The following is a 25,620-nucleotide window of genomic DNA, read 5'->3' as shown; positions in this document are numbered from 1 at the left end:
TATGAAACGTAAAATTTTACTTTTTGGACTGCTGTTTTCTTTTGGTTTAGGCTTCGCCCAAACCGAAGAAGAAATAACCCCCGAGGAAAAAGAACGCAGGGAAAGAAACATCCAAGCGGGAAACCCATTTAAAAAATACGGCTACACACCTAAAATTGCCACATTGAGCAAGGGAAAATACCTTGAATGGCACGATTTGGACAGTATTGTCCGCATTGGCTCGTATTCTTTTCACGTAAAGAAAAAGGACATTGACGGTTACGCCTTATACGAAGATAAAAATTCGGAAGCAACTTTGCGACCCGAACTCACAAGCCGTTGGATATCCCCCGACCCATTGGCAGAGGAATTTCCGAGTTGGAGTCCTTATGTTATGAACTTCAATAATCCCATTCGATATGTTGACCCAGACGGAAGAGCACCTGTAGATTGGATTAAAAGTAACCTAACAGGTAAGTTTGAATGGAGAAACGAAGTTACTTCTGCTAGTAACACTCCTCATAACTATACCTATATAGGTAAAACCGACCAATCTATCGTTACGAATTTATTTGGGCAATCAAATTTCAAAACTTCAGACTGGGATGTGGGATTGATAGGAGTAAACGACTTTAACAACCCCTATTCAGCAAAAGGTGCGACTTTCAACAATATGAGTGCAAATACCACTATGTCTGTAAGTTTGAGAGCAGACGTATCAACGACTTCAAATAGTGACGGCACAGTTTCAAAAGAATTTAATGGAATTGATGTAGGGGTATCTGTTTCGGGCAAAGTTAGCGCTCCTTATCCCGGAGTAAATATTAAATTAGGAGGTCGTGAAATGACACTTGGTGGCGAAAGTATGAGTGTACATACTCCATCACCCTTTGGAGAATTTATACAAGGAGGAGATGTCCCTACTTTAACGTATGATGGTTTTTTTAGTGCTCAATCCATCCAAAGCCAATTTCGTAACCCAACAAATATAGATGTAAATTTCAAGGGGCAATACTCAAACAATGGAATGCCAATGTCATATCCAGGAGCTTCTGGATTATTGGGTATTCCGAACCCAACAAAACTTAATGCGACTCTACCACTAAATAATACCGCAAATCCTTATGAAATTGACAAAACTAACAATTAAAACAATGAAATATTTTATTTTCTTATTTCTCTTAACCGCTTCTACCTGTCAAGAGAAAAAGCAACCTGTATCCAATGAGGAGCTATCAAACATTTTGAGTAATAGCATTTTTAAATACCACGAAACTAAAGACCATCAATATTTAGATTCAGCTTATGTAAAGCTTACTCAAAACAAAGATTATAAAAATTCTGAATTAACAACTGCAAACTTACAATTGTCAATTTCATTATTGCTAAATATGAAAAAGTATGATGAACTTGAAAAAATGTTAGATAAAACAAAGAACCTTAATGAATATAACAGATTAAACACCTTAAACATAGTTAGATACCTGAAATTAAAAAATGTAAACAAACAAAAAGCTAACTCTTACATTGAAGAAAACATTGCAAGAATAACAGATTCATTAAATACAAAACCCAAAGATTCTCTTATTTATGCTGACTATTTCTCGATGAGAATGTTTTTAGTTGGAAAGGAAAAGACTATTATGGAAATCGATAGTATGCAAACTGATAAAGTATATTCAGAAGATTTTTATGAACTATTAAAAGAATCTATAAAAGTCTATCCAGATGAACATTTGTAACTAAAAACACCGCAAGCACATTTGCAATTCGCACCACCCGATGCCACACCCAAAATTGCAAAAGAGCTTGCTCGTTTAGATATTTTAAAGAAAAATACGGCTGAATTACCAAGCAGAACGCAGGAAACCCAGTGCATAACAGCGGCTATAAAAAATAGCTTCTAAAGGCTTAACCCAAAGTTTTTTGTATTTTTAAAACCAACTAAGGCTACTCGGAAAGGTTTGCGTGTACTTGCACGCTACTTTTCATAGCCGCAACCCGTTGGTAGCAACTACTCCATAATATTTTTAAAATTATAGGCTCACCCATTTTTTGATAAAGTAAGATGTAGGATTTTTTTCGGTGGAATTTTTCTAAATCCTAAATGATAGGCTTATCACGATGATTGATAACGAATAAAATCTCATCACGACGAGAAAATCACAATCCGCAACAAAAGGCTGATTTGCAATAAAATAGCGAATAAAGAAAACGACAAACGATGCTAAATCAAAAACTATGGCTAAGCGTCAACGAAATGTTATAACATCGAAATTATGGGAAATTTGAAACGTGAGTATGAAAAAAAATGGGTGCGAGAGGCTTGGGCGTTTTCAGCAAATGTTCTCGCCTACTCCACCGCTACTACCAACAATGTATATCATTAATGGCTGTGTTTGGGCAGAATTTTAGGGTTTGAATTTTTTTTCTATCTTTACCAATAAAAACGAAAATGTGTTGACTTTTTGCACGCCACTAATGATACATTCGCCCGTTGGTAGCAACTACTCCATAATATTTTTAAATTTATAGGCTCACCCATTTTTTTTTGATAAAGTAAGATGTAGGATTTTTTTCGGTGGAATTTTTCAAAATCCTAAATGATAGGCTTATCACGATGATTGATAACGAATAAAATCTCATCACGACGAGAAAATCACAATCCGAAACAAAAGGCTGATTTGCAAATAAAAATAGCGAATAAAGAAAACGACAAACGATGCTAAATCAAAAATTAAAGCTAAACGTCAACGAAATGTTATAACATCGAAATTATGGGAAATTTAAAACGTGGGAAAGAAAAAAAATGGGTGCGAGAGGCTTGGGCATTTTCAGCAAATGTTCTCGCCTACTCCACCGCTACTACCAACAATGTGTATCATTAATGGCTGTGTTTGGGCAGAATTTTAGGGTTTGAATTTTTTTTCTATCTTTACCAATAAAAACGAAAATGTGTTGACTTTTTGCACGCCACTAATGATACACTCGCCCGTTGTGGTTAATTCCCCATATCAAGAAACTCGATTAATTTCTATTGCTAACGATGCCGATAAAATATTGGTTATTATTTTTGTAATGATCCTTTGTAAGTACGATTTTTCAAATGGTGCTTGAGATAGAGCCCGTGCGCTCATTCTGGTTGAAATGTAAAAAAGCCCCGACTCTTCTCAGGGCTTTGTTGATAATTTCAGTGGTGGCTACGATAATTCGCAGACCCCGTTCAGAATAATTTTCAATACAAAAATACATTTCCTTAGGATCTTTTTTGTTTAATACTTAAATATTTTTCAATTATGGCAAGAAAGAAAAAGTTAGAAATGGAAATTGTAAACCAACATGCGACAGGTATTGACATTGGAAGTCGGTCTCACTTTGTAGCAGTTGGACAAGCCCTAGAAGATGTAAAAGAATTTGGGGTTTATGCAGAAGATCTTACTGCAATTTGTCAACACCTAAAAAGCTATGGCATTACCTCAGTTGCCATGGAAAGCACAGGAGATTATTGGCAAAATCTTTTTACAGAACTCATCAAGCATGATTTTGAAGTTATTTTATGCAATGGAAAATTTACCAAACACGCAAAAGGTAAAAAAACAGATGTTAAAGATGCAAGATGGATTCAAAAACTGCATGCATTAGGTTTGCTTACAAGTAGTTTTTTGCCTGACCAGCAGACTGAAATACTTAGAACTTATGCACGTCAGCGAGGCAATATTATACATCAAGCGTGGCGACTTCAAGAAAAATGCAAAAATGCTTAAGTTTTTAAATTTTAGACTTGATGTTGTAGTTAAAGACATTTGTGGTCTTACAGGTCTTAAAATCATAGAAGATATTTGCAAAGGAAATTTAGACCCTAATGAACTTGCTAAGCATCGGCACTACAATTGCCGAAAGTCTGAGGCAGAAATAGCAAAAGCCCTCCATGGCAATAACAGGGAAGACTTTCTTTTTGGGTTAAAACAAGAATTTCAAACTTATCAGTTTTTACAAAAACAATTAAAGGCTTGCGATAAACAGATAGACCAATTCATAAAAAAGCATCTTGACACAAATCCAGAATTAAAAAAACTAAAAACCAATCCAAAACCTTATAAAAGAGAAAATAAGAATGCTCCCAAAATAAAGGATTTTAATCAAGTAGCTTATCAGTATTTTGAAGGTGTGGATCTGCTTGCCATTGAAGGCGTAAGTCATGCTACAATACTTAGTATTATGACCGAGATAGGTCCGGAAGGATTTAGAAAGTTTAATTCTTCAAAAGAATTTGTCTCTTGGTTAAGACTAGCACCAAACAACAAAATATCAGGCGGTAAAGTGCTTAGTTCAAAAGTTCCTAAAGGGAGTAATAGATTAAAAATAGCATTACGACAAGCGACTAATTCTATTGGAAATTTAAAAGATACACACTTGTCTGATTTCTTTAAGCGTGTCGCATTTAGAAAAGGAAGACAAGCGACAGTAAGCGCAACAGCAAGAAAATTGGGTGTAATCATATGGAATATGGTTACAAAAAAAGAACCTTATAAACCGCCAAAAGAATATCTATTCCTCGATCAAAAAAGAAAGTTAGGCATAGCCAAAAGAATGAGGAAACAAATCGCTAAATTTGGATTAACTAATGAAGATTTAGGCTTAAATGCAAATATCTGTAAAACAGTAACTTAATTTACGTTAGTCAGAATTTGAATAAAAATAAACCATTTAAAATCAAACAATTATGAAAACTATTAAAAAACACACACGAAAAATTTCACTGCTTTTTGCGACTGCATTATTATTTGTGAGCTGTTCACAGTATGATTACAACGAACAGTTGCCTGAAAACAAGGATAATGTAACCCAAATGCTTCAAAGAGGTAAATCTTTTTCAGGGGAAGAACTTTTTAAATCAGTATTTTTTGGGATTGGTGAATTTGCAAATGAAATTCGTCAACTTGAAAAGCAAGTTGAATTAACCAATGAATTAGACAGCGAAAAAAGAGAGGAAGTTTTAACAAACCTTGGTGTATTTACCAACAAGGTTAACAACGAAAATCCAACCTTTTTTAAGGATTTTAAGGATTTAATTACGAGTGGTAATCATTTAAAAATTAAAAACTCGATAGAATTAGGGTCAGATATGATAGAAAATAACATTGAAATCATCTTTCCCGAGTTCAAAAAATTATTTAAAAAAGTCAAGTCCGATATTGACACAAGTGAATTGGTATTTAATGAACAGGGGAGATAACCTAGATTCTTATACCGACACAATTCAAACCGCCTTCGACAATGGAGAATACGACGATTTGTTAAACGAAAATATGATTTCCGATAGTCAAGCGACTTTAATCCCTTGTTCCTGGGCTATTGCTTAATTTATTTTAAGTTCGCTGGCAGTTCATAATACAGTTGCAATTACCGCTTTAATTTATTTTAAGTTCGCTTTTTGGGAATAAAGTATTGATGCTAAAAATCAAATCATAGGAAGCAGAAGACCTACTAATGAAACAGAGGATAGTCTAAAAACTGAAACATTAATAAATGAAATTGCAGAATATTTTACAACTAATTAATAAAAGTAAGTTTCTTATTTCTTTTATAGTATGTTCTATATGTACTCTGGTTTTCTTGACCGGTGTTTTCCTATATTCAATGGAGAGCAACCCAATAAAGTTGAACATTGATTTAGAACATAAGATTTTCACATTTGTGCCTCAAGGTTGGGCTTTCTTTACAAGAAATCCAAGAGAGGCACAAATAATTATCTATAAAAAGGAAAATGAACAAATATCAGAAATAGCTCAAAGACATTCAGCTTATCAGAATTTATTTGGTTTAAATAGGAAAGCTTCTAAAATTATGTCTGAACTTCAATTCATAAAAAATGGCTTAAATGACTCGCTATTTGATAATACGAAGTGGAATTATCAAGAAAAAATTTATAATAAAATTCCCACAAAACCTATTTGTGTTAAAAATCAAATGGAAGAACCAATATTATGCGGAAATTATATCATCGTTTTTCAAAAAACCATCCCTTGGGCTTGGAGTAAATCCATAGAAAAAATAGAAATGCCCGCAAAAATTATAAACTTGAATATTGAATGTGATGATTGAAAAATTAAATAAACATTTAAAAAAATTAAGCTATAAATATTTTCCATACACAAATATTGTTGGTCTTTCTAGAAGCATCATCGCTTTAGGTACATTATTAACTTTATTGGTGAATCCAATTTATTTGTTGTTTCATAAACGAATTGATGGCGAAATTATAAACCCACTTTTAAATCCAGTAATTCCAATTAATAAATTTAATTTTTTCACGCTTTTCGGGTTTGAAAATATTCTATTTATGAAATGGTTAGCTATTCTTATATTGTTAGCAGTAATTTCAGGTTATTTTATTAAGATAACTTCTATTTTACATTGGTGGGTATCAATAAGCTTTTTGTATTTCTCTTCGATAATTGATGGTGGTGATCAAATTGCGACGATATTAAGCTTTTTGTTAATTCCATTGTGTCTTACCGACCCAAGAAACAACCATTGGTCTAATATAAAGTCATATCCTGCACCAAAAAACCTTATTGGTATTTTCACTATTTGGATAATCAGAATTCAAGTTGCTATAATTTATTACCACGCATCTTTTGGTAAATTTATAGTTCCTGAATGGATGAATGGTACAGCTATTTATTATTGGTTTAATCATAGTGTTTTTGGAATGCCATTATGGGCTTCTCACTTGATGAACAAACTATTAAGTAATTACTTTGTTATTTCAGTATTAACATATGGTGCTATTCTACTTGAAATAATGCTATTTTTAAGCCTAACCGCATCAATAAAATATAGAAAAAGAATACTTTATTTTGCTTTAGCTTTTCACTTCTTTATAATTTTTTACCACGGTATTTTTTCGTTCTTTTTTTCTATCTGTGCTGGACTAATTTTATTTCTTTTACCTAATAAATCCTTAAATTTTAAATTATGGTTACAAAAATAATTAAAATATTATTTTTAATAAGTATTTCAGTATTCATTACTTATTCACTAATTCTTTTTCTAAATTATTCTGAAGTACCAGAAACAGTAGTCTCTCATATAAACATTAAGGGAGAGGCTGATGCATATAGTAATAAAAATTCTTTATTGATTGCTACTGGTGTTAATCTCATCATTTTAATAGTGATTGGGTTATTAATAAAGAATCCCCAATCTGCAAACTATCCTTTTGAAATAACTGATGAAAATAGGGAACGCTCTTACTATAAAATGCAATTATTATTATCAATAGTTGCTATTATAACTACAACTGTTTTTTCTTATATGATATTTAAGGCAACTGATTTTTTGGATAGTTTTATGTATTTAATAGTTTATATAATAGCTATGCCAATATTAACTTTATTATTCTTCAAAAACAATTAAAGTCGAGTAGGTAAAGGGGATCTCACCCCTAAACCTCTCACAGAACCGTACGTGATAGTCTCCCATCATACGGCTCTTCTTAACAAGTCAAGGCATAAAACCATATTGCCAATGCACAAACAGATTAGGATAATGCTTTGCAGTTTCCTGTAACCATTTGTAGGCAAAAAACCAGTGTTTACGCCTAAATCTCCGATATTTGTTGCGTACCCATTTTGCCAGACGCATGTTCAAGAAACGGAATACATAATGTAATTCACTCATTCTTACTTTGCCGTAATAGTTAATCCAACCTCGTACTTTTTCTGCTATTATGCCTGCCAAATCTGGCAGGCGTAAATGAACCATACGATGAAGTTTCATCTTAAACAAAGTTTGATTGATGCGTTTCTGTCGTTTACGACTGATTGACGGTGTAAATCCCAAATGAAAGTTCCCAAAATAGCCCTTTACCATTCTTGGCTTAAATGTAAATCCAAGAAAATCGAATGTTACATAATGAACCTTAAATGGTGGATGCTTCTTTTGGTTGCGTTTGCAATACACGATATTGCTCTTGCCGTCTTTTATCTGCAATTTGCACTGTTTAAATCGGGCTTTTACCGCTTCCAACGTCCGCAAGGCTTGTTTAAAATTATCGCAATGGATGATAATATCATCAGCATAACGTTCAAACTTTACCTCTGGGTGGTTGTTCTCAATCCACTTATCAAAAACAACATGCAAGAAAATGTTTGCCAGTAATGGACTTATGACACCTCCTTGTGGTGTGCCTTTGTCTCGTGAATGAATACTACCGTCTTTCTTTTGAATTGGAGCCTTTAACCAACGTGCTACATACAAGTGAATATGCTTTTCTTTGGTAAAATGTCCTAATGCTTTAAGCATTAAGTCATGGTCTATCTCATCAAAAAAACTCTTGATATCCAAATCTATCACCCAATCCATTTTCATGCAGTTTTCCCTGCATTGCTTTATGGCTTGATGCGCTGATTTGTTTGGTCGATAGCCAAAAGAATCTTTACTAAACTGTTTATCTACAATCTGTTCTAATTCTTCTCTTATTACCATTTGAGCCGTTCGGTCTTGTACTGTTGGAATGCCAAGCTTCCTGATTCTGACCGTCTTCTTTGGGTATTTCTACCTCGCGCACAGTACTGGAAAATAACTACCATCGGCTAACCTATTCCATACAGGATATAAGTATTTCATAGGACGTGAATGTACTTCTTATGCTGACAAATTATCAACACCTGAAATACCTTTGTTACTCTTTACCTTTTTAAAGGCATCCCATACCTGTCGCTTTAATATCGGTTGCGACTTTTGTTTCTCTTTGAAAATCATCCTAAAAAAATCTTTAGTTGTAATACAATTTAAAACTGTTAAGTCAGTCCCTTCGCTCCATTTCCATTACAGAAACTTCATCACTACTACAGACTAATCCGCCACTAATTAACAGTATCGCTACTTTCTACCTTGCCCTTCGGGGTTGTGGTATTTTTGCACTATTAATTAGCTTCTCTGTTCCGTAATTGAGCCGTAAGCAAAGCTCCTGCCCTCTTTATGCCGATTGCCACTTGACCAGAAATAGGTATCATGTCAAGTTCTGTTCTCGCAAGACCGCCCATCCCTCGATTTTGACAATACTAAAGTTGTTTACGACACTTCTACAAGGGTTCAATCTCGTCTCTTTCAGCTTCTTTACTCCTACCATAGCAAACTACTCTGAAAACAACACAGGTAGTGCATTTAACCTTATCGCTCAAGACCAACCCGTGAAAGGAAAGCCCCATAAGGCGGTTTGACTGGTGTGCCTAATCACTCCCAGCCGAGAGACCAATCCTCATCGTGCTCTTTACGTGAATCCACCTGAAACAAATGCCAGGGTCGTTTCTAAATACCAATGAGACTCTCATCTCAATTACAGTTATGTTACTTGTTTTCAATGAACTTAATCACTATCTTGTATCCCCAAGTAACGCAGGACACACTACTTTTGCCAACATTGCATATCGCTCATTGCGGCGTTTTGTCTGAAATCAGGGTTTTTGGATTTTCTGGAAGTTAAATTATAAAATTGAAAAATAATTACTAATTTTCCCGCAACGAAGCGATATGCGAGAACGTTAGCAAAAATTAGAAAAAAACTTCATTCTGCCATTTTGACACATAGTATTGTTTTGGCATTTCAGTTGCTAATTCTGTTTAAATATTCAATAGGTTAAATTAGGTCTGACCAGCCACTATATCCAAAAATCATAAAATATTTTTTTAATTATTAACTTAAATTTTTTTGTTATGAAAACTTTTAAATTTTCAATTTTAAACTTTATTTTATTTTTATTCTTCACTTCCTTAATCTCTTGTAGTAAAGATGATTTATCAGAGACTTCTACAATCGATAAATCAGAATTAGAGTTTAAACAATCCTTGAATAAAAATTTGGATGCTAAACAGATTGGAGAGTATCACAACATTGCTGTCAATTTATATCTCAATAATGGCAATGGTGATAAAAAAACCGTCAAAGAAATCGAGCAGTCTGTTATTGATTTAATGTCTGAACATTATCCGAGTTTAATGACAGAATTTGAAATTTCAGAAGAATATAATTTCTTGAGAGATGCCTATAATGATACTTCAATTAATCAAAGACGTTTAGAGCAAATTATAGATAAGGCTTTTTCAAAGATTACAAAAGATAAAAATGTTTCAGTCAAATTCTCTGAATTTATAAAAAATCAAACGTTGGACGATAGTACTATTCAAAATAAATTAAGTTCAATTCAATCCTACAATACGGAAAGTAAAGATGAAATAGAACTTTTAAATACATATAAAGAAGTTTTGATTGCATCAAATGAGCTATGGAGTAATCGTTCTTCGGGAATGAAAATATCTTGCAGTTCTGGAGTAATTGCGACTGATGCGGTAGGTCTTGCAACAGGTTTGTTCGGTGGTCCACTTTGGTCTATTGTTCAAGGTGCAGTTGTGTCGATAGCTGTAAATGAAGATTGCGAAGAGTAATTGTTTAATTAAGGATGCTGTTGTACAACAGCATCCTTTAATTTTATTATTATTATTATGAAAAAGATAATTTTTACATTATTTTTAATTGGTTTAATGACCGTATTTGTTAGCTTATTGTTTTTGGCACTTGATAATTTTTCATTTTATCTAATAACTTTAAGTCTTACTTTTTTAGGTGTTTTTCTTTATCCAGTAAATAAAAATTTTATAGTGAAAAAGGATTTTTTATTTTTTCCGTTCTTATTATATATTTTGTTTTCGATAATAAATTTACTTTGGATAAATAGCTACGATCAAACCTTATCAATCCTAAACCTTATTTTTGGTTTTTTTGGTTTTGGAACATTTTATCTTGAACAAAAGAAAAAATTAGTGTGTAAATAACTTTTGCTAACAACGTATATATCTCATAGCTAGTTAGTTGCTAAATCAAAGTTAAGGTATATTTGGAAAGTCGCCAAATTTTTAAATTTGACGATTTCCAATAAAAAAGATAAATAGTAAAATTTAAAAATCTGGCTTGAGCTCAATCCGAAAATAATTTTCTAATTTGCACGCTACGAGCCATATACAAGACCGTTGCCAGTAATCCCTCATAGACTCATAGAAACTTTAGTCCCTCGGCTAACGTAAAATTGAGTAAATTTGGATTGAAAATTGAAATGTTGAATAAAATATAAACAACTGATTTATAGTAATATAATTTTACGTTAGTCAGAATCCCTCATAGACTCATAGAAACTTTAGTCCCTCGGCTAACGAAAAATGAGTGAATTTGGATTGAAAATTGAAATGTTGAATAAAATATAAATAACTGATTTATAGTGATATAATTTTACGTTAGTCAGAAAAGAAAAAACGGAATGATTGCGATTGACCAAATTCGAACAATTGACAAAACTCGTATTCTAAGAAAATTTGACCGATTAACGAAAGCTGAAATAGCGAATTGCAAGAGTGTTATAAAAGAAACATTGGTTAACTAAATTCGAACGCAAAGCGTTGTCAAGACATGGTCAAAATTGTTAAAATATATTTTTATTTTTTTGGCGGTTGTGTAGGTCTGACTTCAATTTTGCTGGGTAAAGTTCTGGGATTGAGCTTGAAAAGGTCAACAACAATTTCGCCCAAATCTTCGGTTTGTATTTTCCAGGCGTCGCTGTCGTCTGGTTGATTGCCATTGAAATGGGTTGAAACCGAACCTGGCAATATGGTTGTGACCTTGATACCTTCTTGTCTTAAATCGAGCATTACGGCTTGTGTAAATCCAGTAACACCAAATTTGCTAGCGTTGTAAGTCGCACCGCCTGCAAAAAAGTTTTCGCCTGCTAAACTGGAAATGCTGATAAAATAGCCTTTGGTCTTTTTGAGGGCTTCGACGGAAGATTTTATGGTGTAAAACACGCCACTTAGGTTGGTATCAATCACCTCTTGCCACTGCTCTACTGTGAGTTCTTCAATGCTTCCAAAACGACCCAAGCCAGCGTTGGCGATGACGTAATCAATTTGCCCAAAGTCGTTTTCAGCTTGGTCAACTGCAGATTTTACGGCTTTGTAATCGCGAACATCGGCTTCTATGCCAAGACATTTGACGTTGTATTTTGAAGAAATTTCTTTGGCGACTTGGTCTGCATTGGCCTGGCTTCTACTGGTTAACACACTGTGAACGCCTTCTTGTGCAAGACTTTCGGCTATGCCGTAACCAATTCCTTTTGAACCACCTGTTATAAATGCTACTTTTCCTTTCATAATTTTTGTGTTTTTTGTTATCCCAAAAGTAAAATTTATGTTTTAACTCAACCTTGATTTAAAAAAGGTTTAACCTTCTTTGTGTTGCGTGTTATTTTAATCTCTTGGTTCGCAATTGTTTTGCTAAGGTTGCTTAAAATTATCTATACTTTATTTTTTAGGAAAACCATTAAGAATTAAGTTAAGGGAATTAAGGGTTTTAGTAAAACACAAATTCTACTTGATTTCGAATTTTATGTCTCAATTTCTAAAAAATATTCCATTATTAACCTGACGGCTATATACCGTAATTTTTTATGCAAGATATTTGATGTCATGATGATGAAAATACTTCTTTACTCTTTCACTATTTTGAGATAGCATATTCATATGGTTTTCTATATTATCTTGTAGTTGTTTCTGATTTTTAGGAGCAGGTTTTTCAGACAAGCCATATTTTAAATCACAGTTTAAATATTCATCAGGATTTTTCTCTGGAGAATAAGAAGGTAAGTAAAAGAGTTCTATCTTTTCTTTATTCTCCTCCGCCCATTGTTTTACAATTTTACTATGATACACCCTTAGATTATCTAAAATCAAATACACCTTTTGTTCTTTATTTTCAATGAGTTTTGACATGAATTCAATGCACCTATCAGCGTTCATACTTCCTGTATATAGCATAAACCTGACTTGACCTTGATTTGTTACAGTTGAAAACATATTGACTGAAAAGCGCTGAGCTTTGTGTTTTTTAACAGGGGTTTTACCTTTAGGTGCGTAAGAACGACCGTGCTGATTTGAGTTCCTTACACCAGTTTCGTCTCCCCATTGAATTTCAGCAGATTCTTTCTTTGCTCGTTCTTTAATTGCAGGATATTCCTCATCTAGCCACTTTTGAACTTTCTTATGACATTGTTCATAGGCTCGTTTCTTTGGTTTTTGGGGCGTGAATCCCCATGACCTCAAGTAATCTCCCATTGTATTGACAGCTAAAACAACCCCAAATTCTCTTTCAACAAGTTCTTTAACGGCTTTTCTTGTCCATAAAGCATAGTCTAATTTCAATTGATCTGGCATAACATCTATTATCATCTTTTGTATCTCTTTTTCTTGAGCCGTAGAAAGCAATTTTTTGTCTTCGGATTTAACACCTCTGGTATTTTCCTTTAAAGCTTTATTGCCGTCAAGCTTATAAGATTTCATCCAACTGCTAACTGTTGCTGGTCTGACTCCAAATAATGAAGCGATCTCTTTTTGTTTTTTTCCTGATTTTACTAAAGTTACTGCACGTTTTCTAAACTGGTAACGTTCTGAACTTGTAAGTTTTCTAAAGTCTGTTTTTTCCATGTGGCTATTATAAGAAATATTACTATATATTACCGCTATGTTAATAATTTAAATTTAGTATTTTTGTTTAAAAAGAGTTATGGATGGTATGATAAAAATAGAATATCCTAAATCTTTAGCCCATTCTTTAAAATTGAGTGATAAAGATTTTGAGAATGAAATAAAAATCAGTTCTTTGGTAAAACTATTTGGGTTGGGGAAAATATCGTCTGGTACAGCCACCAATGTATTAGGAATAAGCAGAATAGATTTTATTGAATTATTATCAAAATATAAAGTTTCTCTTTTTAGTCAATATGACTATGACAATTTAAGAGATGATATTTCAAATGCATAAAGTTGTTTCAAATACAACGCCTATAATTTCACTACTAAAATTATCACTTTTAGATATTTTAAAACAATTATATACTAAAGTGATTATACCAAATGCTGTATATCAAGAGATTGAAGCTGAAAAGATAAAGCATACTATCAAGATTTATCCAAAATCGATTGGATAGAAATTGTTGATATAAAGGATAAAACAGCACTTAATTTTTTTTCTTGATTTAGACGCTGGTGAAGCTGAAACAATAATACTTGCAACAGAATTGGACGCAAATTTGATTATTATCGATGAAAAACTTGGTAGATATCACGCTATGCATTCAAAATTAAAAGTAACTGGAACCATTGGTGTTTTAATTAAAGCCAAAAAAAATGGGATTATTGAGGAAATAAAACCTATACTTTTCGAATTAACTAATAAAAATGTATGGATTAGTAAGAAATTAATTTTTTATATACTTGAACAAGTAAATGAAAATTAATTTTTTTTGATTTATTAACTTAAACCAAAACGCAATTGTAAAACTGATAAAACCAAGCTATTGATTAAGTTCAATCTCATAAATATGTGGTGTAACGCCTTGATTGGATTCTGTTGATATAAAGTGTTTGTCTTTATAAAATTGCTTGTGTTAATTCTGCATCATTGAGGTTGCAAATGGTTTTAGGTTTTAATGTAGAATCTAAAATGAGTAATCTCATATGCCAGCCGTCGAGTATGTAAAAATCTTTATTGTTAGGATGATGAATTAATGATGATGGCATAAATTCTGGTTAATTTATAGTGGTATTCTTCTTGTTCATTTCCTAAAATAAAATCTTTAAAAATGAGAAATGCTACCAGAAATACAACAATTAAAAACAGAATGATTTTTAAACTTAGTAAATTCTTAAGCATAATAAAATATTGAATAACGATTTTATTAATTTATATTTGAATTCAAAATGTCTTTCATATGAAACCGCAAACGCCTATTCATTTTGTTTATGATATAATAAAATCTAATACAGATTTTAATGATACATACCTACTGATTTTAAATGCTTTAGTAAATACTATCATCCTTGTCATTCTATCGTATTTATTATATAGAATTTTGAGAGGCGTTGGTTTAAATTTGGTCAATAGATTTGCCAAAAAATCTAAAACCCATTTTGATGATTTGTTGGTTCAAAATAAAACTTTTGTCAACCTATCAAATCTTCTTGTTTTTTACATTATATCTGCTTTTACAGACGAATTATATATAGATTTTCCTGTTTTTGAAAATGTGGTAAGCAAGATTGTTCAAATATTTTTAGTTGTGTTTACGATTTGGACCATAAGAAGCTTCTTAAAAACCATAAAAGATTATCTCAAAACACTTGACAATTTTAAAGATAAACCTATAGAAAGCTACATTCAAGTCTTTATGATTTTGCTTTGGATTATTGGGATTATCATTATTTTTTCAATTGTTACTGGTAAACCATTGATGAAGTTTTTAATTGGTTTAGGAACGGTTTCAGCAGTCATTTTATTGGTATTTAAAGATACTATTCTCGGTTTTGTAGCCAGTATTCAAGTAGCGACTAATGACACGGTAAGAATAGGCGATTGGATCACGATGGAAAAATACGGTGCCGATGGCGATGTGTTTGAAATCAATTTGGCTTCTGTGAAAGTGAGAAATTTTGATAAAACCATCACCACTATTCCAACCTATTACTTGATATCAGATTCGTTTAAAAACTGGCGTGGAATGAGTGAATCTGGCGGTAGAAGAATAAAACGGGCTATTATCATCAAAGCCAACAGCATAAAATTTGTTGATGAAGATTTATTTCAAAAGCTTAAAGGTATTCAGCTTATTAGTGATTATATAGAACATCGACAAGCTGATATTGATGACTACAACAAATCTAATAACATAGATAAAAGCTTGACTATTAACGGCAGGAACCAAACCAATTTTGGTGTATTTAGAAAATATATTGATGAATATTTGCACCAAAATTCTGCTGTGAGTGATGATATGACCATTATGACTCGACAACTGGCACCAACCGCTCAAGGCGTGCCATTAGAAATTTATTGTTTTAGTGTTGATAAAATTTGGAAAAACTACGAATATATCATTGCCGATATTTTTGATCATCTGCTGGCATCTATCCCTTATTTTGAGCTTGAAGCCTTTGAACTTCCAAGCGGTAAAGACTTAGATTTAATTAAAACTTAACGTCTCAACGCGGTTTAAAACCCTATTTTTGCACCTTGGAAAATAGGCATGATTCAGTTTTTGAAATTTATTCGCTATAATTTAAAACCTTTGAGTTTTGGGTGGTTATTGACGTTTTTGTCAAGTTTTGGACAGACGTATTTAATTTCACTTTATGTTATTCACATCACAAAAACTTTTGAGATTACAGAAGGAACTTTTGGTGCAATTTACGCTATTTGCACGGTGGCTTCGTCATTAATTATGCTCAGTATAGGTCATACGGTTGATCATATACCTGTTAAGAAAGTCAGTTTTTTTACCATTTTGGCTTTGGCATTGTGCTGTATTTTGATGGGATTTTCTTATCACTTGGCTTTTGTATTTTTAGCGTTAATAGGCTTAAGATTAAGCGGTCAAGGTATGTTAAGCCATATCAGTTTTACGATTTTATCCAAATATTATGATAAAGACCGTGGCAAAGCTATTAGTTTTTCTACATTGGGTTTTTCGGTTGGTGAAGCCATTTTGCCAATTATCATAGTCAGTACCATTGCGTATTTTAATTGGCGTATCGCAATGATTGGCAGTGGTGTTTTATTATTGCTGTATCTAATTCGTTTGAAATTTACAGATTTAAGTCATTTTGATCAACAACTCAATAAATTTAAACCGAGTTCCAAAACTCTGTTCAAAGATTTTTTTGATATTGTAAAAGACAAGCGTTTTTTAATTTTGATGCCTACGAGTTTTGTATTGAGTTTTACGACAACTGCAGTGGTTTTTTATCAATACGTTTTTGTAGAACAAAAGGGATGGAATGTTGCCTTGTATGCTTCATTTTTTACGGTTTATGCCATAACGCGATTGTTGTTTTCGCTTTTTGGTGGGCTTTGGGTTGACCGATTTACGGCTAAAACTTTGTTTAGGTTTTATTTGATACCAATTATATTAGGTTTGCTGGCTTTTGCTTATATCAATTCTATTGTTGGTGCACTTGTCTTTTTGATTTTGATGGGAATTACCGTTGGGATGTCAGGCACCATAAAAACGTCGGTTTTGGCTGAAATTTACGGAGTTAAAAAATTAGGAACCATTAGAAGTTTATTCACAATGTTTATGGTGCTCAGCACAGCTCTTGGTCCATTGCTTATCGGTCAAATGATCGATATGGGATTAAGCATAAAAATTATTATGATCAGCTTATCCATTTTTGTTTTACTTTGTATTTTGAATGCTCAGCGAATAAAATATATACCAAAAATTAAAACAGAATTATAAGATATAAACAATAATTATTTATCTTATAAGTTAATGAAATATTTTTTGAAAAACTACATTTGTAATTTTAATTATTTTTAATGGAAAACACTCCAAAAAAACATCAAAAAAAACCACGTTGGAAATTACTGCATCAGTATTATACTTATACGGGGTTTTATAATTTTATAGGAAGAAGTTTACTTAAAGCTACACCACCTGTTATAGTATTTGTAGTGATACTACTCTGCATACATTTTTTTGTGATAGATGTCAATGATATTCTATTGTATATTACAGAAAACTTTCACCCCGTAGGAGTATTTGGAGTGTTTTTTGCATCTGAATCTATTTTAGGCTTAATTCCGCCTGAAATTTTTATTGCTTGGAGTGGTAAAAATGAATATCCTTGGTTTTTCTTGAGTATTCTAGCAACTCTATCGTATCTCGGTGGTGTTTTATCTTATTTTTTTGGTCGTGGTATTGCAAATATTCCAAAAGTTTTTGTCTATTTGGAAGTCAAAATGGCTAAACATATCAAAAACATGAGAAAATGGGGTGGATTGTTGATTATAGCTGGTGCACTTCTCCCCTTGCCTTTTGCCATTTCAAGTATTGCTGCTGGCATTATAAAGTTTCCTTTTGGAAGTTTTTTGGTGTTTGGTTTATTGCGTTTTTTACGGTTTTTAATTTATGGACTCTTAATTTTTGGTGTACTTTAATTAGTCCATAAAAATCTCATTTATTTTTGATCGTAATTTTCTTGTATAATCTTCATAAAGCCAATCTCTGTAGTTTTTTGTATTTCTAATTATACATCTAGAATATTGCTTGATACGGTCTTGAATATCTTCTTTAAGCTCTCTGGCTAAAATACGAGCATCAAATACATCTTCAGAATTTTCTGCACACATTTGTGCGTGTTGAGCTATAGATTCTTCAAGAACTAATTTTGATTTTTCACCGTTGTTTACCGTTTCGTCATAGCGTTTTTTAATATCAAAACTTATATCTTCAGTGTTTTTGAATTTTTCTCGAACTTCTTCGGGCATTTCATAAACAAACTGGCTTTCAATTTCTTCGTCAGAAACTACATTTTCTAAGAAATAATCAGGATTTTTAAAAATCATTTGCCAATCTACTTTGGCATCCCAAGGACCAAAACGTGCAAAATTATTTCCTAAATCAATCACATTAAACGTATCTTTATTTGGTAACTTACGCGAGCCACGACCTATCATTTGAAAATATAAAGTCAAAGATTTTGTCGCACGATTTAAAATAATGTTTTCTACTGTAGGTTCATCAAAGCCTGTTGTCAAAATACTTACAGAAGTTAAAATAGCGTCGGGTTTTTCCCTAAACCACTTAAGAATAGCTTTTCGTTCTTTTTTATTATGTGTATTGTCTAAGTGCTTAATTTCGTATCCTGCTTCTTTAAAAGTGTGATAAACGTACCAAGAGGTGTTGATACCATTATTGAAAATCAACGTTTTTTTGCCTTTGCATTTTTCTTCATAAGCTTGCAAGAGTTTGGTTTGCATATTCATATTGGTGTACAAATCTTCTGAAGATTTTACTGTATAATCACCATTAATACCAACTTGAAGTTGACTTAAGCCAACGTTGTATGTATAAGTTTTTGCTTTAGCTAAAAAACCCTGCTTGATCAGAGAAGGAATAGACTCACCCACCAAAAGTTTGTCGTAGTTTTTGTACATGGGTAATTTTATGTTCGAGCTTAACGGTGTAGCTGTTACTCCGAGTAAAAAGGTTTTTTCAAAAAACTTAAAAAGTTTGGTAAATGAATTATAATGTGCTTCGTCAATTATGGTTAATCCAATATTTTTTAAAGTTACTTTTTCATCATTAAGGCGGTTATTAAGCGTTTCTACCATAGCGACGAAACACATATAGTCATTGTCATCGCTGAGTTCTTTAACTTGGGAGTTAATGATCTTGTTGTGAACGCCAAATTCTTTAAGCATTTTTGAAGTTTGCTTACACAACTCTATTCTATGAGTAAGCACAATCACTTTTTTACCTGTTTTATTAATATAGCGTCTTACAATTTCTGAAAAAACAACAGTTTTTCCTCCACCTGTAGGTAACTGATACAATAAATTAAAATCGTTTTTTTCATTCTCGATATGGTCAAATATTTTTTCAAGATCTTTCTCTTGATAGTCATAAAGGGTTTTATCAGCTGTTTTTGTCAACATAAAGAGGTGTTATTTTAGTTTAAAAGGTTTGCAAAAATAAGCAGAAATAAAAGTTAACTAAAATTTAAAAGGATAAAAAGCATTAAAAAACGTTTTTAAGTCCAATAATCTCATAAATAATTTATTTTTGTGCCTTTAAATATGATATTTTGAAAAACAAAAAAGCACAACAAAAAATAGAACACATTGTCAGCGAAGTACAACAAAATGATTCGGTTTCTATATCTATTGTAGAAGAATTAAAAGACTTAAGAGCCTATGCTGTCAAAGAAAAGCTTCCCGTAGTTGCAAAGGCACTTCGTTTAGCTTATGAACATATTGAAGAGAATGAAAACTTTATCATTCCTATCCCAACAGATGAACCTCTTGAAGGCGAAGAGGAAGATGTGCAGTTAATTACAGGTGTTGAAAGTTTTGTGTATTTTATGGATTTGATTAAAAATTCAAATAACAAAATTAATCTACAAGAACTCCGAGAATATAATCGATTGATGGAACTATAAAAAAAAGCTACTTCAAACAGTAGCTTAAAAAAAAAAAAAACAGATTGTTTGATTTACAATTCTTCAAAAATAGAATGTATCAAACGTTTTTTATCATTGATGCTTTCTTCTAATGAAATCATGGTTTCGGTTCGTTGAACCCCTTCAATATCATCTATCTTGAAAATGATACTTTTGGCGTGATCAGTGTTTTTAGCTCTCAATTTGCAGAAAATATTGTATTTGCCCGTAGTTATATTTGCTACAGTAACATTTGGAATTTCAGAAATTCTATTGATAACAAATTGAGTTTGAGAAGTTTTTTTCAAAAATATACCCAAATAAGCAATAAATGTATAACCTAATTTCTTGTAATCTACGATTAAACTAGACCCTGTAATTATTCCAGCATCTTCCATTTTCTTAACTCGAACATATACTGTTCCTGCTGAAATAAGTAGTTTTTTAGCAATATCCGTAAATGGCGTTCTGGTGTTTTCAATTAACATTGCTAAAATCTGGTGATCAGTTTCGTCTAATTTCATTTTTGGCATATCATATGGTTTTAATAAATTAAAAAAACAAAAATAATGCTTTTTTTTCAATATTTATCAATATTAGCAAGTGTTTTTTATGTTTTTTATGAAATACTATAAGGTTTTCGTAACTTTAAAAAAAATAAAATTATAAGTTCACAAGTTTTTGATTGATATTTAATTTTTTTATGAGTAAGTTGGTTTTCAGTTCATTAGAATCGTTTATAAAAACATTATTATGTTCTGCATTAAGATATTTATGTGCATAGCATAAAGATAAATCCTCAAGGCTCGTAACATAAGGCTGGAATATAACTTTCTTATTTTTTAGGTGTTCTGTAAATTGAATTCCTATAAAATTTGAATTAGAGTTTTTAACGTTTTTAATGATGCAATCGTAATATAATTTTTGATTTAAAGGAATTTGAAAATACTTTTCATCAATATAGCTATGGATATTGTTGTTTGCTACGACTTCTAACATTTTAAGATAACTTAAAAGCACGTATTTTCGAGTTTCATTCCTTTGGTAATCATTGACAAAATGACCCGCTTCAAACAAAACTGTTGGAATATTCATATGTTGAATATAATCGCCAAAGCAATTTATATTATGAGTATCATCATACCTACCAATCTGATCAGGTATAGTTTGCATTAAAACCTCATAAGCGGCAACAATAAGCTTCATCCCGATTCTACGAGCATAATTAACATTTAATTGCTCATCATACGAAGGCGACAAAAAGGATAAGGTTGCTGGATATTCTTTCTTACCTGCACTAAATATAGTCCGTTGATCGTGCATATTAAAACAAAAATCTGGTTTGAATTCATTTAAGGCTTTAAAAAAAGACTTGGTTTCTATTTGGGTTTTGTTTGAAGCATCACGATTTAAATCAACATCATTTGCATTTTTTCGCGTATATAAAGAAGCACCATCGGGGTTTAACATCGGTACAATTCTTAATTGACAGCAGTTTAACAGACTTTGAACATTAAAATGAGAGCGATTCAGCTGTACATAGTTCAAAAAATCTAAAAGTGCTTTGGTCGTGGTGCTTTCATTGCCATGCATTTGTGACCAAATTAATACTTTTTGAGAACCCTGACCGACATCTATTCTGTATATTGGTTTATGTTGTTCAGAATATCCTATAATATCTGTGCTAAATGTGTTAGCTATATTTTTTTTTAGATACTTCTCAAATAATTCAAATGGAATATATCGATCTCTAAAGTCTGAACATTCAAACTTAGAATATGTGTTTTCAATTTCTTTATAATTAAAACTTATTTCCATTTTACAAATGTAAACTTTTATAATTTTACAAATGTAAACTCTCAAAAATAAACATTAGTAAACAATTTTATGTTGTTTTTTATTCTTGTAAACATTTGATAGAATCGGATTAAGGAATGATTCCATTTAAGTTATTTATGTAACTTATAAATTTAAATATCAGCATTTTATGTTATTTTAAATCAAGTGTTAATTTAATATTTTATAACTCCTATTTTTAGTTGTCATCAATCAAAATAATTTATTTACATTTGTAATTCAATATAGGATTGCAAAATAATTTACAATGGTAAACAGTGAAGACTTTTCAAAACGCCTCCAAATAATATTTGAACATTACGGCTTAAACGCTTCTGCATTTGCTGAAAAAATTGATGTTGGTCGTGCTTCAATTTCTCATCTATTGTCTGGAAGAAATAAACCGAGTTTAGATTTTGTAATGCGTGTTGTAAAAACTTTTCCCGAAGTAGAACTGTATTGGTTATTAAATGGAAAAGGCAGTTTTCCTAAAAAAGAAAAAGCAACAAATGCTCCTACTTCTCTATCTCATTTTGATTCTGTCGTTGATACAAAAAGCGAAACCGTACAGGCAAATAAAAATGAAGAAGATAAAACATCCGACGATATAGAACGCATAGTCATTTTTTATAAAAATGGGTCTTTTAAATCTTACAAAGCCGAATAAATTTTATTTTTGCACCTATGAAATATTATTTATTGATTATAATAGTAGTCAGTTTAAGTTCCTGTTATTCTCCTCAACGCGATTGTGATAATTTTAAAATTGGTAGATATAAATACGAAGCTTTGGTAGATGGAAGTCTTGAAAAAACAATATTTGTCCGTAGTGATAGTTTGCAAATAGAGATATATAAAGGCAAAACTGATACGTCTAAAATCAGATGGCTTAATGATTGTGAATTCATACTTACACCAGTAAATCCAAAAAGTATCTTAGATCAATACCAGATTCATATGAAAATTCTTAATACAACTTCAAACTCATATAGATTTGAATATAATGTTGTAGGTGAAACACAGAAAGAAACAGGTATAGCTATTAAAATAAAATGATGCAAAAGCTTTATTGTCAGTAAAAAAAATGTCATATATTTGCACCCACTATTAATATACATAATAATCATTGAAATAATATTTGCATGTACTTAACCACAGAAGAAAAAAAAGAATTATTTGCTAAGCACGGTAAAAACGAGAAAGATACCGGCTCAACTGAAGGACAAATTGCATTGATGACTAAACGCATCGAGCATATATCCAATCATTTAAAACACAATCAAAAAGATTTCAATTCTGAAAGAGCTTTGGTAAAAACAGTTGGTAGGAGAAGAAATTTGCTCAACTATTTAATGAAAAAAGACATTACACGATATAGAACTATTGTGAAAGATTTAGGTTTAAGAAAATAGATTTGATAACCAAACGGGGCAAAAGCCCCTTTTTTTTTATGATTAAACTTGCTTTCCTGATTTGAGTTTCCTTTGGTCTTTACAACGCATCAACAACACAACCGGACCGTCACGAAAGACGGAAACTTAAATTAAAATTATTATGATTCCAAAAACATTTAAAGAGGTCATTGACCTCGGCGAAGGTAGAGAAATCTCTATCGAAACTGGAAAACTCGCTAAACAAGCTCATGGTGCTGTAGAAGTCAGAATGGGCAATGCAGTATTGCTGTGCACAGTTGTATCATCTTATAATCCCACAAGTATGGACTTTTTTCCTTTAACTTTAGATTATAGAGAAAAATTTGTTGCTGCAGGTCGCTATCCTGGAGGTTTTATGAAACGCGAAGCTCGACCAAGCAATGAAGAAATCTTAGTAATGCGTCTTGTTGATAGAGTTTTAAGACCTTTATTTCCAAGTGATTATAAGTTTGAAACTCAAGTTATGATTCAACTTATGTCTCATGATGACGAAGTGATGCCCGATGCCCTTGCTGGTCTTGTCGCTTCTCTCGCTATTCAACTTTCAGACATTCCGTTTGAGTATCCTATTTCTGAAGTTAGAGTTGGTCGAGTCAATGGTGAATTTATCATCAACCCCAGCCGTTCTCAGCTTGAAGAATCTGATATCGATATGATGGTTGGTGCTTCTGAAGACAGCGTTTCCATGGTAGAAGGTGAAATGCTTGAATGCTCTGAAGAAGATATGACCGAAGCTATTAAGTTTGCTCATGAAGCCATCAAAAAACAATGCCAAGTTCAAAGAAAACTTGTTGAACAAGTAGGCAAAAAACCAACTCGTGAATACGAAACCGCTAAAGAGGACGAAAATTTAAAGCAAAAAGTTCACGATGCCGCATATCAAGCTTGTTATGATGTAGCCAAAAAAGGATTGTCAAAAAAAGAACGTTCAGAAGCTTTTTCTGAAATTGAAGACAATGTCAAAGCTTTGTTTACAGAAGAAGAAAAAGAAGAGTTTGGCGGTATGATTTCAAGATACTTTAAAGAAGTTCATAAAAATGCCGTTAGAGATTTAACCCTTAACGAAAAAATACGTTTAGACGGACGCCAAACTACTGAAATCAGACCGATTTGGTGCGAGGTTGATTATTTACCTTCAACTCATGGCTCTGCTGTATTTACTCGAGGCGAAACTCAAGCCTTGGCTACAACTACTTTAGGAACTTCTAGAGAAGCCAATATGGTTGACAACCCGACTTATCAAGGCGAAGAGACCTTTTATTTACACTACAACTTCCCTCCTTTTTGTACTGGTGAAGCTTATCCTATTAGAGGAACTTCAAGACGTGAAATTGGGCATGGCAACTTAGCTCAACGTGCCTTGAAAAATATGATACCAGACGATTGTCCTTACACTGTAAGAGTGGTTTCTGAAGTTTTAGAATCTAATGGTTCTTCTTCTATGGCAACGGTTTGTGCTGGAACAATGTCTTTGATGGATGCTGGAATTCAACTCAAAAAACCAGTTTCAGGTATTGCCATGGGATTGATTTCTGAAGGAGAAAAATACGCAGTGCTATCTGATATTTTAGGCGATGAAGATCATTTGGGCGATATGGACTTTAAAGTTACAGGTACTGAAGATGGTATCACAGCATGTCAAATGGATATTAAAGTAAAAGGTTTATCATACGATATTTTGATTAAAGCTTTAAATCAAGCTCGTGAAGGTAGATTACATATTTTGAACAAAATTACCGAAACCATTGCTGAGCCAAACAAATCTGTTAAAGCTCACGCTCCTAAAATTGTAACTACCACAATTCCTGGCGATTATATTGGTAGTTTAATTGGACCTGGTGGCAAAACCATTCAAGAATTACAAAAAGAAACAAACACTACTATTGTTATCAATGAAGATGAAGAAACTGAAAGTGGTATTGTTGAAATTTTAGGAACCAATCAAGAAGGTATAGATAAAGTTCTAGCAAAAATAGAAGCTATGCTTTTTAAACCAGAAAAGGGAAGTGTCTATGAAGTAAAAGTCATTAAAATTCTCGATTTTGGTGCTGTGGTAGAATATGTTGATGCTCCAGGAAATGAAACTTTACTTCACATTTCTGAATTGGCATGGGACAGAACAGACAATGTTACCGATGTGGTTAATGTTGGTGATGTTATAGACGTTAAATACTTTGGTTTTGATCCAAGAACTAAAAAAGAAAAAGTTTCTAGAAAAGCCTTACTTCCTAAACCAGAAGGTTACAAAGAAAGACCATCAAGACCTAATAGAGATAATTCAAGAAGAGAGCATAAAAAATAATTTATTTATAAACTTTCAAACCTA

The 25,620-nt window shown here is 32.2% G+C and carries 28 protein-coding genes and 1 pseudogene; 22 read left to right on the top strand and 7 right to left on the bottom strand.

The genetic code is table 11. The features are described from left to right. The first annotated feature begins 1 nt into the window (after nucleotide 1). From IGB25_RS04285 to IGB25_RS04250, 9 genes are all read left to right on the top strand, one after another. Nucleotides 2–1,129 (top strand): hypothetical protein, encoded by a 1,128-nt coding sequence (locus IGB25_RS04285; RefSeq protein ID WP_211066314.1) that lies wholly within the window; start codon nucleotides 2–4, stop codon nucleotides 1,127–1,129. Continuing rightward, entirely contained in the window at nucleotides 1,110–1,721 is a 612-nt protein-coding gene (locus tag IGB25_RS04280) for a hypothetical protein (protein ID WP_211066313.1), read from the top strand. The genes IGB25_RS04285 and IGB25_RS04280 overlap by 20 nt, the downstream gene beginning before the upstream one ends. 1,554 nt (nucleotides 1,722–3,275) lie before the next feature. Beyond that, nucleotides 3,276–3,743 (top strand): IS110 family transposase, encoded by a 468-nt coding sequence (locus IGB25_RS14685; RefSeq protein WP_247653609.1) that lies wholly within the window; start codon nucleotides 3,276–3,278, stop codon nucleotides 3,741–3,743. Next, complete coding sequence (locus IGB25_RS14680) at nucleotides 3,676–4,650, top strand: transposase (RefSeq protein ID WP_247653608.1); 975 nt, start codon at nucleotides 3,676–3,678, stop codon at nucleotides 4,648–4,650. The genes IGB25_RS14685 and IGB25_RS14680 overlap by 68 nt, the downstream gene beginning before the upstream one ends. Nucleotides 4,651–4,702: 52 nt before the next feature. Then, complete coding sequence (locus IGB25_RS04270) at nucleotides 4,703–5,215, top strand: hypothetical protein (RefSeq protein ID WP_211066312.1); 513 nt, start codon at nucleotides 4,703–4,705, stop codon at nucleotides 5,213–5,215. After that, on the top strand, nucleotides 5,199–5,342 hold the full coding sequence (locus tag IGB25_RS04265) for a hypothetical protein (RefSeq protein ID WP_211066311.1): 144 nt from the start codon (nucleotides 5,199–5,201) through the stop codon (nucleotides 5,340–5,342). Before IGB25_RS04270 ends, IGB25_RS04265 begins: the two co-directional genes overlap by 17 nt. 166 nt (nucleotides 5,343–5,508) lie before the next feature. Beyond that, on the top strand, nucleotides 5,509–6,084 hold the full coding sequence (locus IGB25_RS04260) for an SdpA family antimicrobial peptide system protein (RefSeq protein WP_211066310.1): 576 nt from the start codon (nucleotides 5,509–5,511) through the stop codon (nucleotides 6,082–6,084). Continuing rightward, on the top strand, nucleotides 6,077–6,976 hold the full coding sequence (locus tag IGB25_RS04255; protein WP_211066309.1) for a sporulation-delaying protein SdpB family protein: 900 nt from the start codon (nucleotides 6,077–6,079) through the stop codon (nucleotides 6,974–6,976). The genes IGB25_RS04260 and IGB25_RS04255 overlap by 8 nt, the downstream gene beginning before the upstream one ends. After that, on the top strand, nucleotides 6,961–7,401 hold the full coding sequence (locus tag IGB25_RS04250) for a DUF1648 domain-containing protein (protein ID WP_211066308.1): 441 nt from the start codon (nucleotides 6,961–6,963) through the stop codon (nucleotides 7,399–7,401). The genes IGB25_RS04255 and IGB25_RS04250 overlap by 16 nt, the downstream gene beginning before the upstream one ends. Before the next feature lie 87 nt (nucleotides 7,402–7,488). Here IGB25_RS04250 and ltrA read toward each other — a convergent pair. Next, nucleotides 7,489–8,523, bottom strand: a pseudogene (ltrA, locus tag IGB25_RS04245) (group II intron reverse transcriptase/maturase); the annotation flags it as partial. Between the two features lie 1,179 nt (nucleotides 8,524–9,702). On the opposite strand from ltrA, the gene IGB25_RS04240 reads away from it, so the two are divergent. From IGB25_RS04240 to IGB25_RS04230, 3 genes are all read left to right on the top strand, one after another. Further along, on the top strand, nucleotides 9,703–10,431 hold the full coding sequence (locus tag IGB25_RS04240) for a hypothetical protein (protein ID WP_211066307.1): 729 nt from the start codon (nucleotides 9,703–9,705) through the stop codon (nucleotides 10,429–10,431). Between the two features lie 57 nt (nucleotides 10,432–10,488). Beyond that, nucleotides 10,489–10,818: a hypothetical protein gene (locus IGB25_RS04235; RefSeq protein ID WP_211066306.1), complete on the top strand. Its 330-nt coding sequence runs from the start codon at nucleotides 10,489–10,491 to the stop codon at nucleotides 10,816–10,818. Between the two features lie 479 nt (nucleotides 10,819–11,297). Further along, complete coding sequence (locus IGB25_RS04230; protein WP_211066305.1) at nucleotides 11,298–11,420, top strand: type II toxin-antitoxin system PemK/MazF family toxin; 123 nt, start codon at nucleotides 11,298–11,300, stop codon at nucleotides 11,418–11,420. 52 nt (nucleotides 11,421–11,472) lie between these two features. On the opposite strand, the gene IGB25_RS04225 is transcribed toward IGB25_RS04230, so the two are convergent. Both IGB25_RS04225 and IGB25_RS04220 read right to left on the bottom strand, forming a co-directional pair. Beyond that, nucleotides 11,473–12,183 carry an SDR family oxidoreductase gene (locus IGB25_RS04225; RefSeq protein WP_211066304.1) on the bottom strand — a complete coding sequence of 237 codons (711 nt, stop codon included), beginning with the start codon at nucleotides 12,181–12,183 and terminating at the stop codon, nucleotides 11,473–11,475. Between the two features lie 294 nt (nucleotides 12,184–12,477). Further along, entirely contained in the window at nucleotides 12,478–13,512 is a 1,035-nt protein-coding gene (locus IGB25_RS04220) for an IS630 family transposase (RefSeq protein WP_211066303.1), read from the bottom strand. 88 nt (nucleotides 13,513–13,600) lie between these two features. Between IGB25_RS04220 and IGB25_RS04215 the strand changes: the two genes are divergently transcribed. Both IGB25_RS04215 and IGB25_RS04210 read left to right on the top strand, forming a co-directional pair. Next, nucleotides 13,601–13,849 carry a UPF0175 family protein gene (locus tag IGB25_RS04215; protein ID WP_211066302.1) on the top strand — a complete coding sequence of 83 codons (249 nt, stop codon included), beginning with the start codon at nucleotides 13,601–13,603 and terminating at the stop codon, nucleotides 13,847–13,849. A 268-nt stretch (nucleotides 13,850–14,117) separates the two neighbouring features. Further along, complete coding sequence (locus tag IGB25_RS04210) at nucleotides 14,118–14,324, top strand: DUF3368 domain-containing protein (protein ID WP_211066301.1); 207 nt, start codon at nucleotides 14,118–14,120, stop codon at nucleotides 14,322–14,324. Nucleotides 14,325–14,457: 133 nt separating this feature from the next. Here IGB25_RS04210 and IGB25_RS04205 read toward each other — a convergent pair whose 3' ends face one another. Beyond that, nucleotides 14,458–14,607 carry a hypothetical protein gene (locus IGB25_RS04205; protein ID WP_211066300.1) on the bottom strand — a complete coding sequence of 50 codons (150 nt, stop codon included), beginning with the start codon at nucleotides 14,605–14,607 and terminating at the stop codon, nucleotides 14,458–14,460. A gap of 191 nt (nucleotides 14,608–14,798) precedes the next feature. On the opposite strand from IGB25_RS04205, the gene IGB25_RS04200 reads away from it, so the two are divergent. From IGB25_RS04200 to IGB25_RS04190, 3 genes are all read left to right on the top strand, one after another. Continuing rightward, entirely contained in the window at nucleotides 14,799–16,061 is a 1,263-nt protein-coding gene (locus IGB25_RS04200; RefSeq protein ID WP_211066299.1) for a mechanosensitive ion channel family protein, read from the top strand. Between the two features lie 48 nt (nucleotides 16,062–16,109). Continuing rightward, nucleotides 16,110–17,321 carry a nitrate/nitrite transporter gene (locus IGB25_RS04195; RefSeq protein WP_211066298.1) on the top strand — a complete coding sequence of 404 codons (1,212 nt, stop codon included), beginning with the start codon at nucleotides 16,110–16,112 and terminating at the stop codon, nucleotides 17,319–17,321. 80 nt (nucleotides 17,322–17,401) lie between these two features. Continuing rightward, on the top strand, nucleotides 17,402–18,022 hold the full coding sequence (locus tag IGB25_RS04190) for a YqaA family protein (RefSeq protein ID WP_211066297.1): 621 nt from the start codon (nucleotides 17,402–17,404) through the stop codon (nucleotides 18,020–18,022). Here the strand turns inward: IGB25_RS04190 and IGB25_RS04185 are convergent, their stop codons facing one another. Then, nucleotides 18,023–19,522, bottom strand: coding sequence for a DEAD/DEAH box helicase (locus IGB25_RS04185; RefSeq protein WP_211066296.1), 1,500 nt, complete (start codon nucleotides 19,520–19,522; stop codon nucleotides 18,023–18,025). It abuts the gene before it with no gap. A 149-nt stretch (nucleotides 19,523–19,671) separates the two neighbouring features. Here IGB25_RS04185 and IGB25_RS04180 point away from each other — a divergent pair, with 149 nt between their 5' ends. Next, a complete protein-coding gene (locus tag IGB25_RS04180) occupies nucleotides 19,672–20,025 on the top strand; it encodes a hypothetical protein (protein ID WP_211066295.1) in 354 nt (117 codons plus the stop codon). A gap of 53 nt (nucleotides 20,026–20,078) precedes the next feature. On the opposite strand, the gene IGB25_RS04175 is transcribed toward IGB25_RS04180, so the two are convergent. Beyond that, nucleotides 20,079–20,558 carry an Lrp/AsnC family transcriptional regulator gene (locus tag IGB25_RS04175; protein ID WP_211066294.1) on the bottom strand — a complete coding sequence of 160 codons (480 nt, stop codon included), beginning with the start codon at nucleotides 20,556–20,558 and terminating at the stop codon, nucleotides 20,079–20,081. A 130-nt stretch (nucleotides 20,559–20,688) separates the two neighbouring features. After that, a complete protein-coding gene (locus tag IGB25_RS04170; RefSeq protein ID WP_211066293.1) occupies nucleotides 20,689–21,843 on the bottom strand; it encodes a M14 family zinc carboxypeptidase in 1,155 nt (384 codons plus the stop codon). A gap of 286 nt (nucleotides 21,844–22,129) precedes the next feature. Between IGB25_RS04170 and IGB25_RS04165 the strand changes: the two genes are divergently transcribed. From IGB25_RS04165 to IGB25_RS04150, 4 genes are all read left to right on the top strand, one after another. After that, on the top strand, nucleotides 22,130–22,528 hold the full coding sequence (locus tag IGB25_RS04165) for a helix-turn-helix transcriptional regulator (protein ID WP_211066292.1): 399 nt from the start codon (nucleotides 22,130–22,132) through the stop codon (nucleotides 22,526–22,528). Between the two features lie 17 nt (nucleotides 22,529–22,545). Further along, a complete protein-coding gene (locus tag IGB25_RS04160; protein ID WP_211066291.1) occupies nucleotides 22,546–22,917 on the top strand; it encodes a DNA topoisomerase IV in 372 nt (123 codons plus the stop codon). A gap of 86 nt (nucleotides 22,918–23,003) precedes the next feature. After that, nucleotides 23,004–23,273 (top strand): 30S ribosomal protein S15, encoded by a 270-nt coding sequence (gene rpsO, locus IGB25_RS04155; RefSeq protein ID WP_211066290.1) that lies wholly within the window; start codon nucleotides 23,004–23,006, stop codon nucleotides 23,271–23,273. 142 nt (nucleotides 23,274–23,415) lie between these two features. Then, nucleotides 23,416–25,596, top strand: coding sequence for a polyribonucleotide nucleotidyltransferase (locus IGB25_RS04150; RefSeq protein ID WP_211066289.1), 2,181 nt, complete (start codon nucleotides 23,416–23,418; stop codon nucleotides 25,594–25,596). The last annotated feature ends 24 nt before the right edge of the window (nucleotides 25,597–25,620 follow it).

Origin of the sequence: Flavobacterium sp. CS20 (assembly GCF_018080005.1) — a bacterium.
Taxonomy (GTDB): Bacteria; Bacteroidota; Bacteroidia; order Flavobacteriales; family Flavobacteriaceae; genus Psychroflexus.
This window is presented reverse-complemented; position numbering and strand designations above follow the sequence as displayed.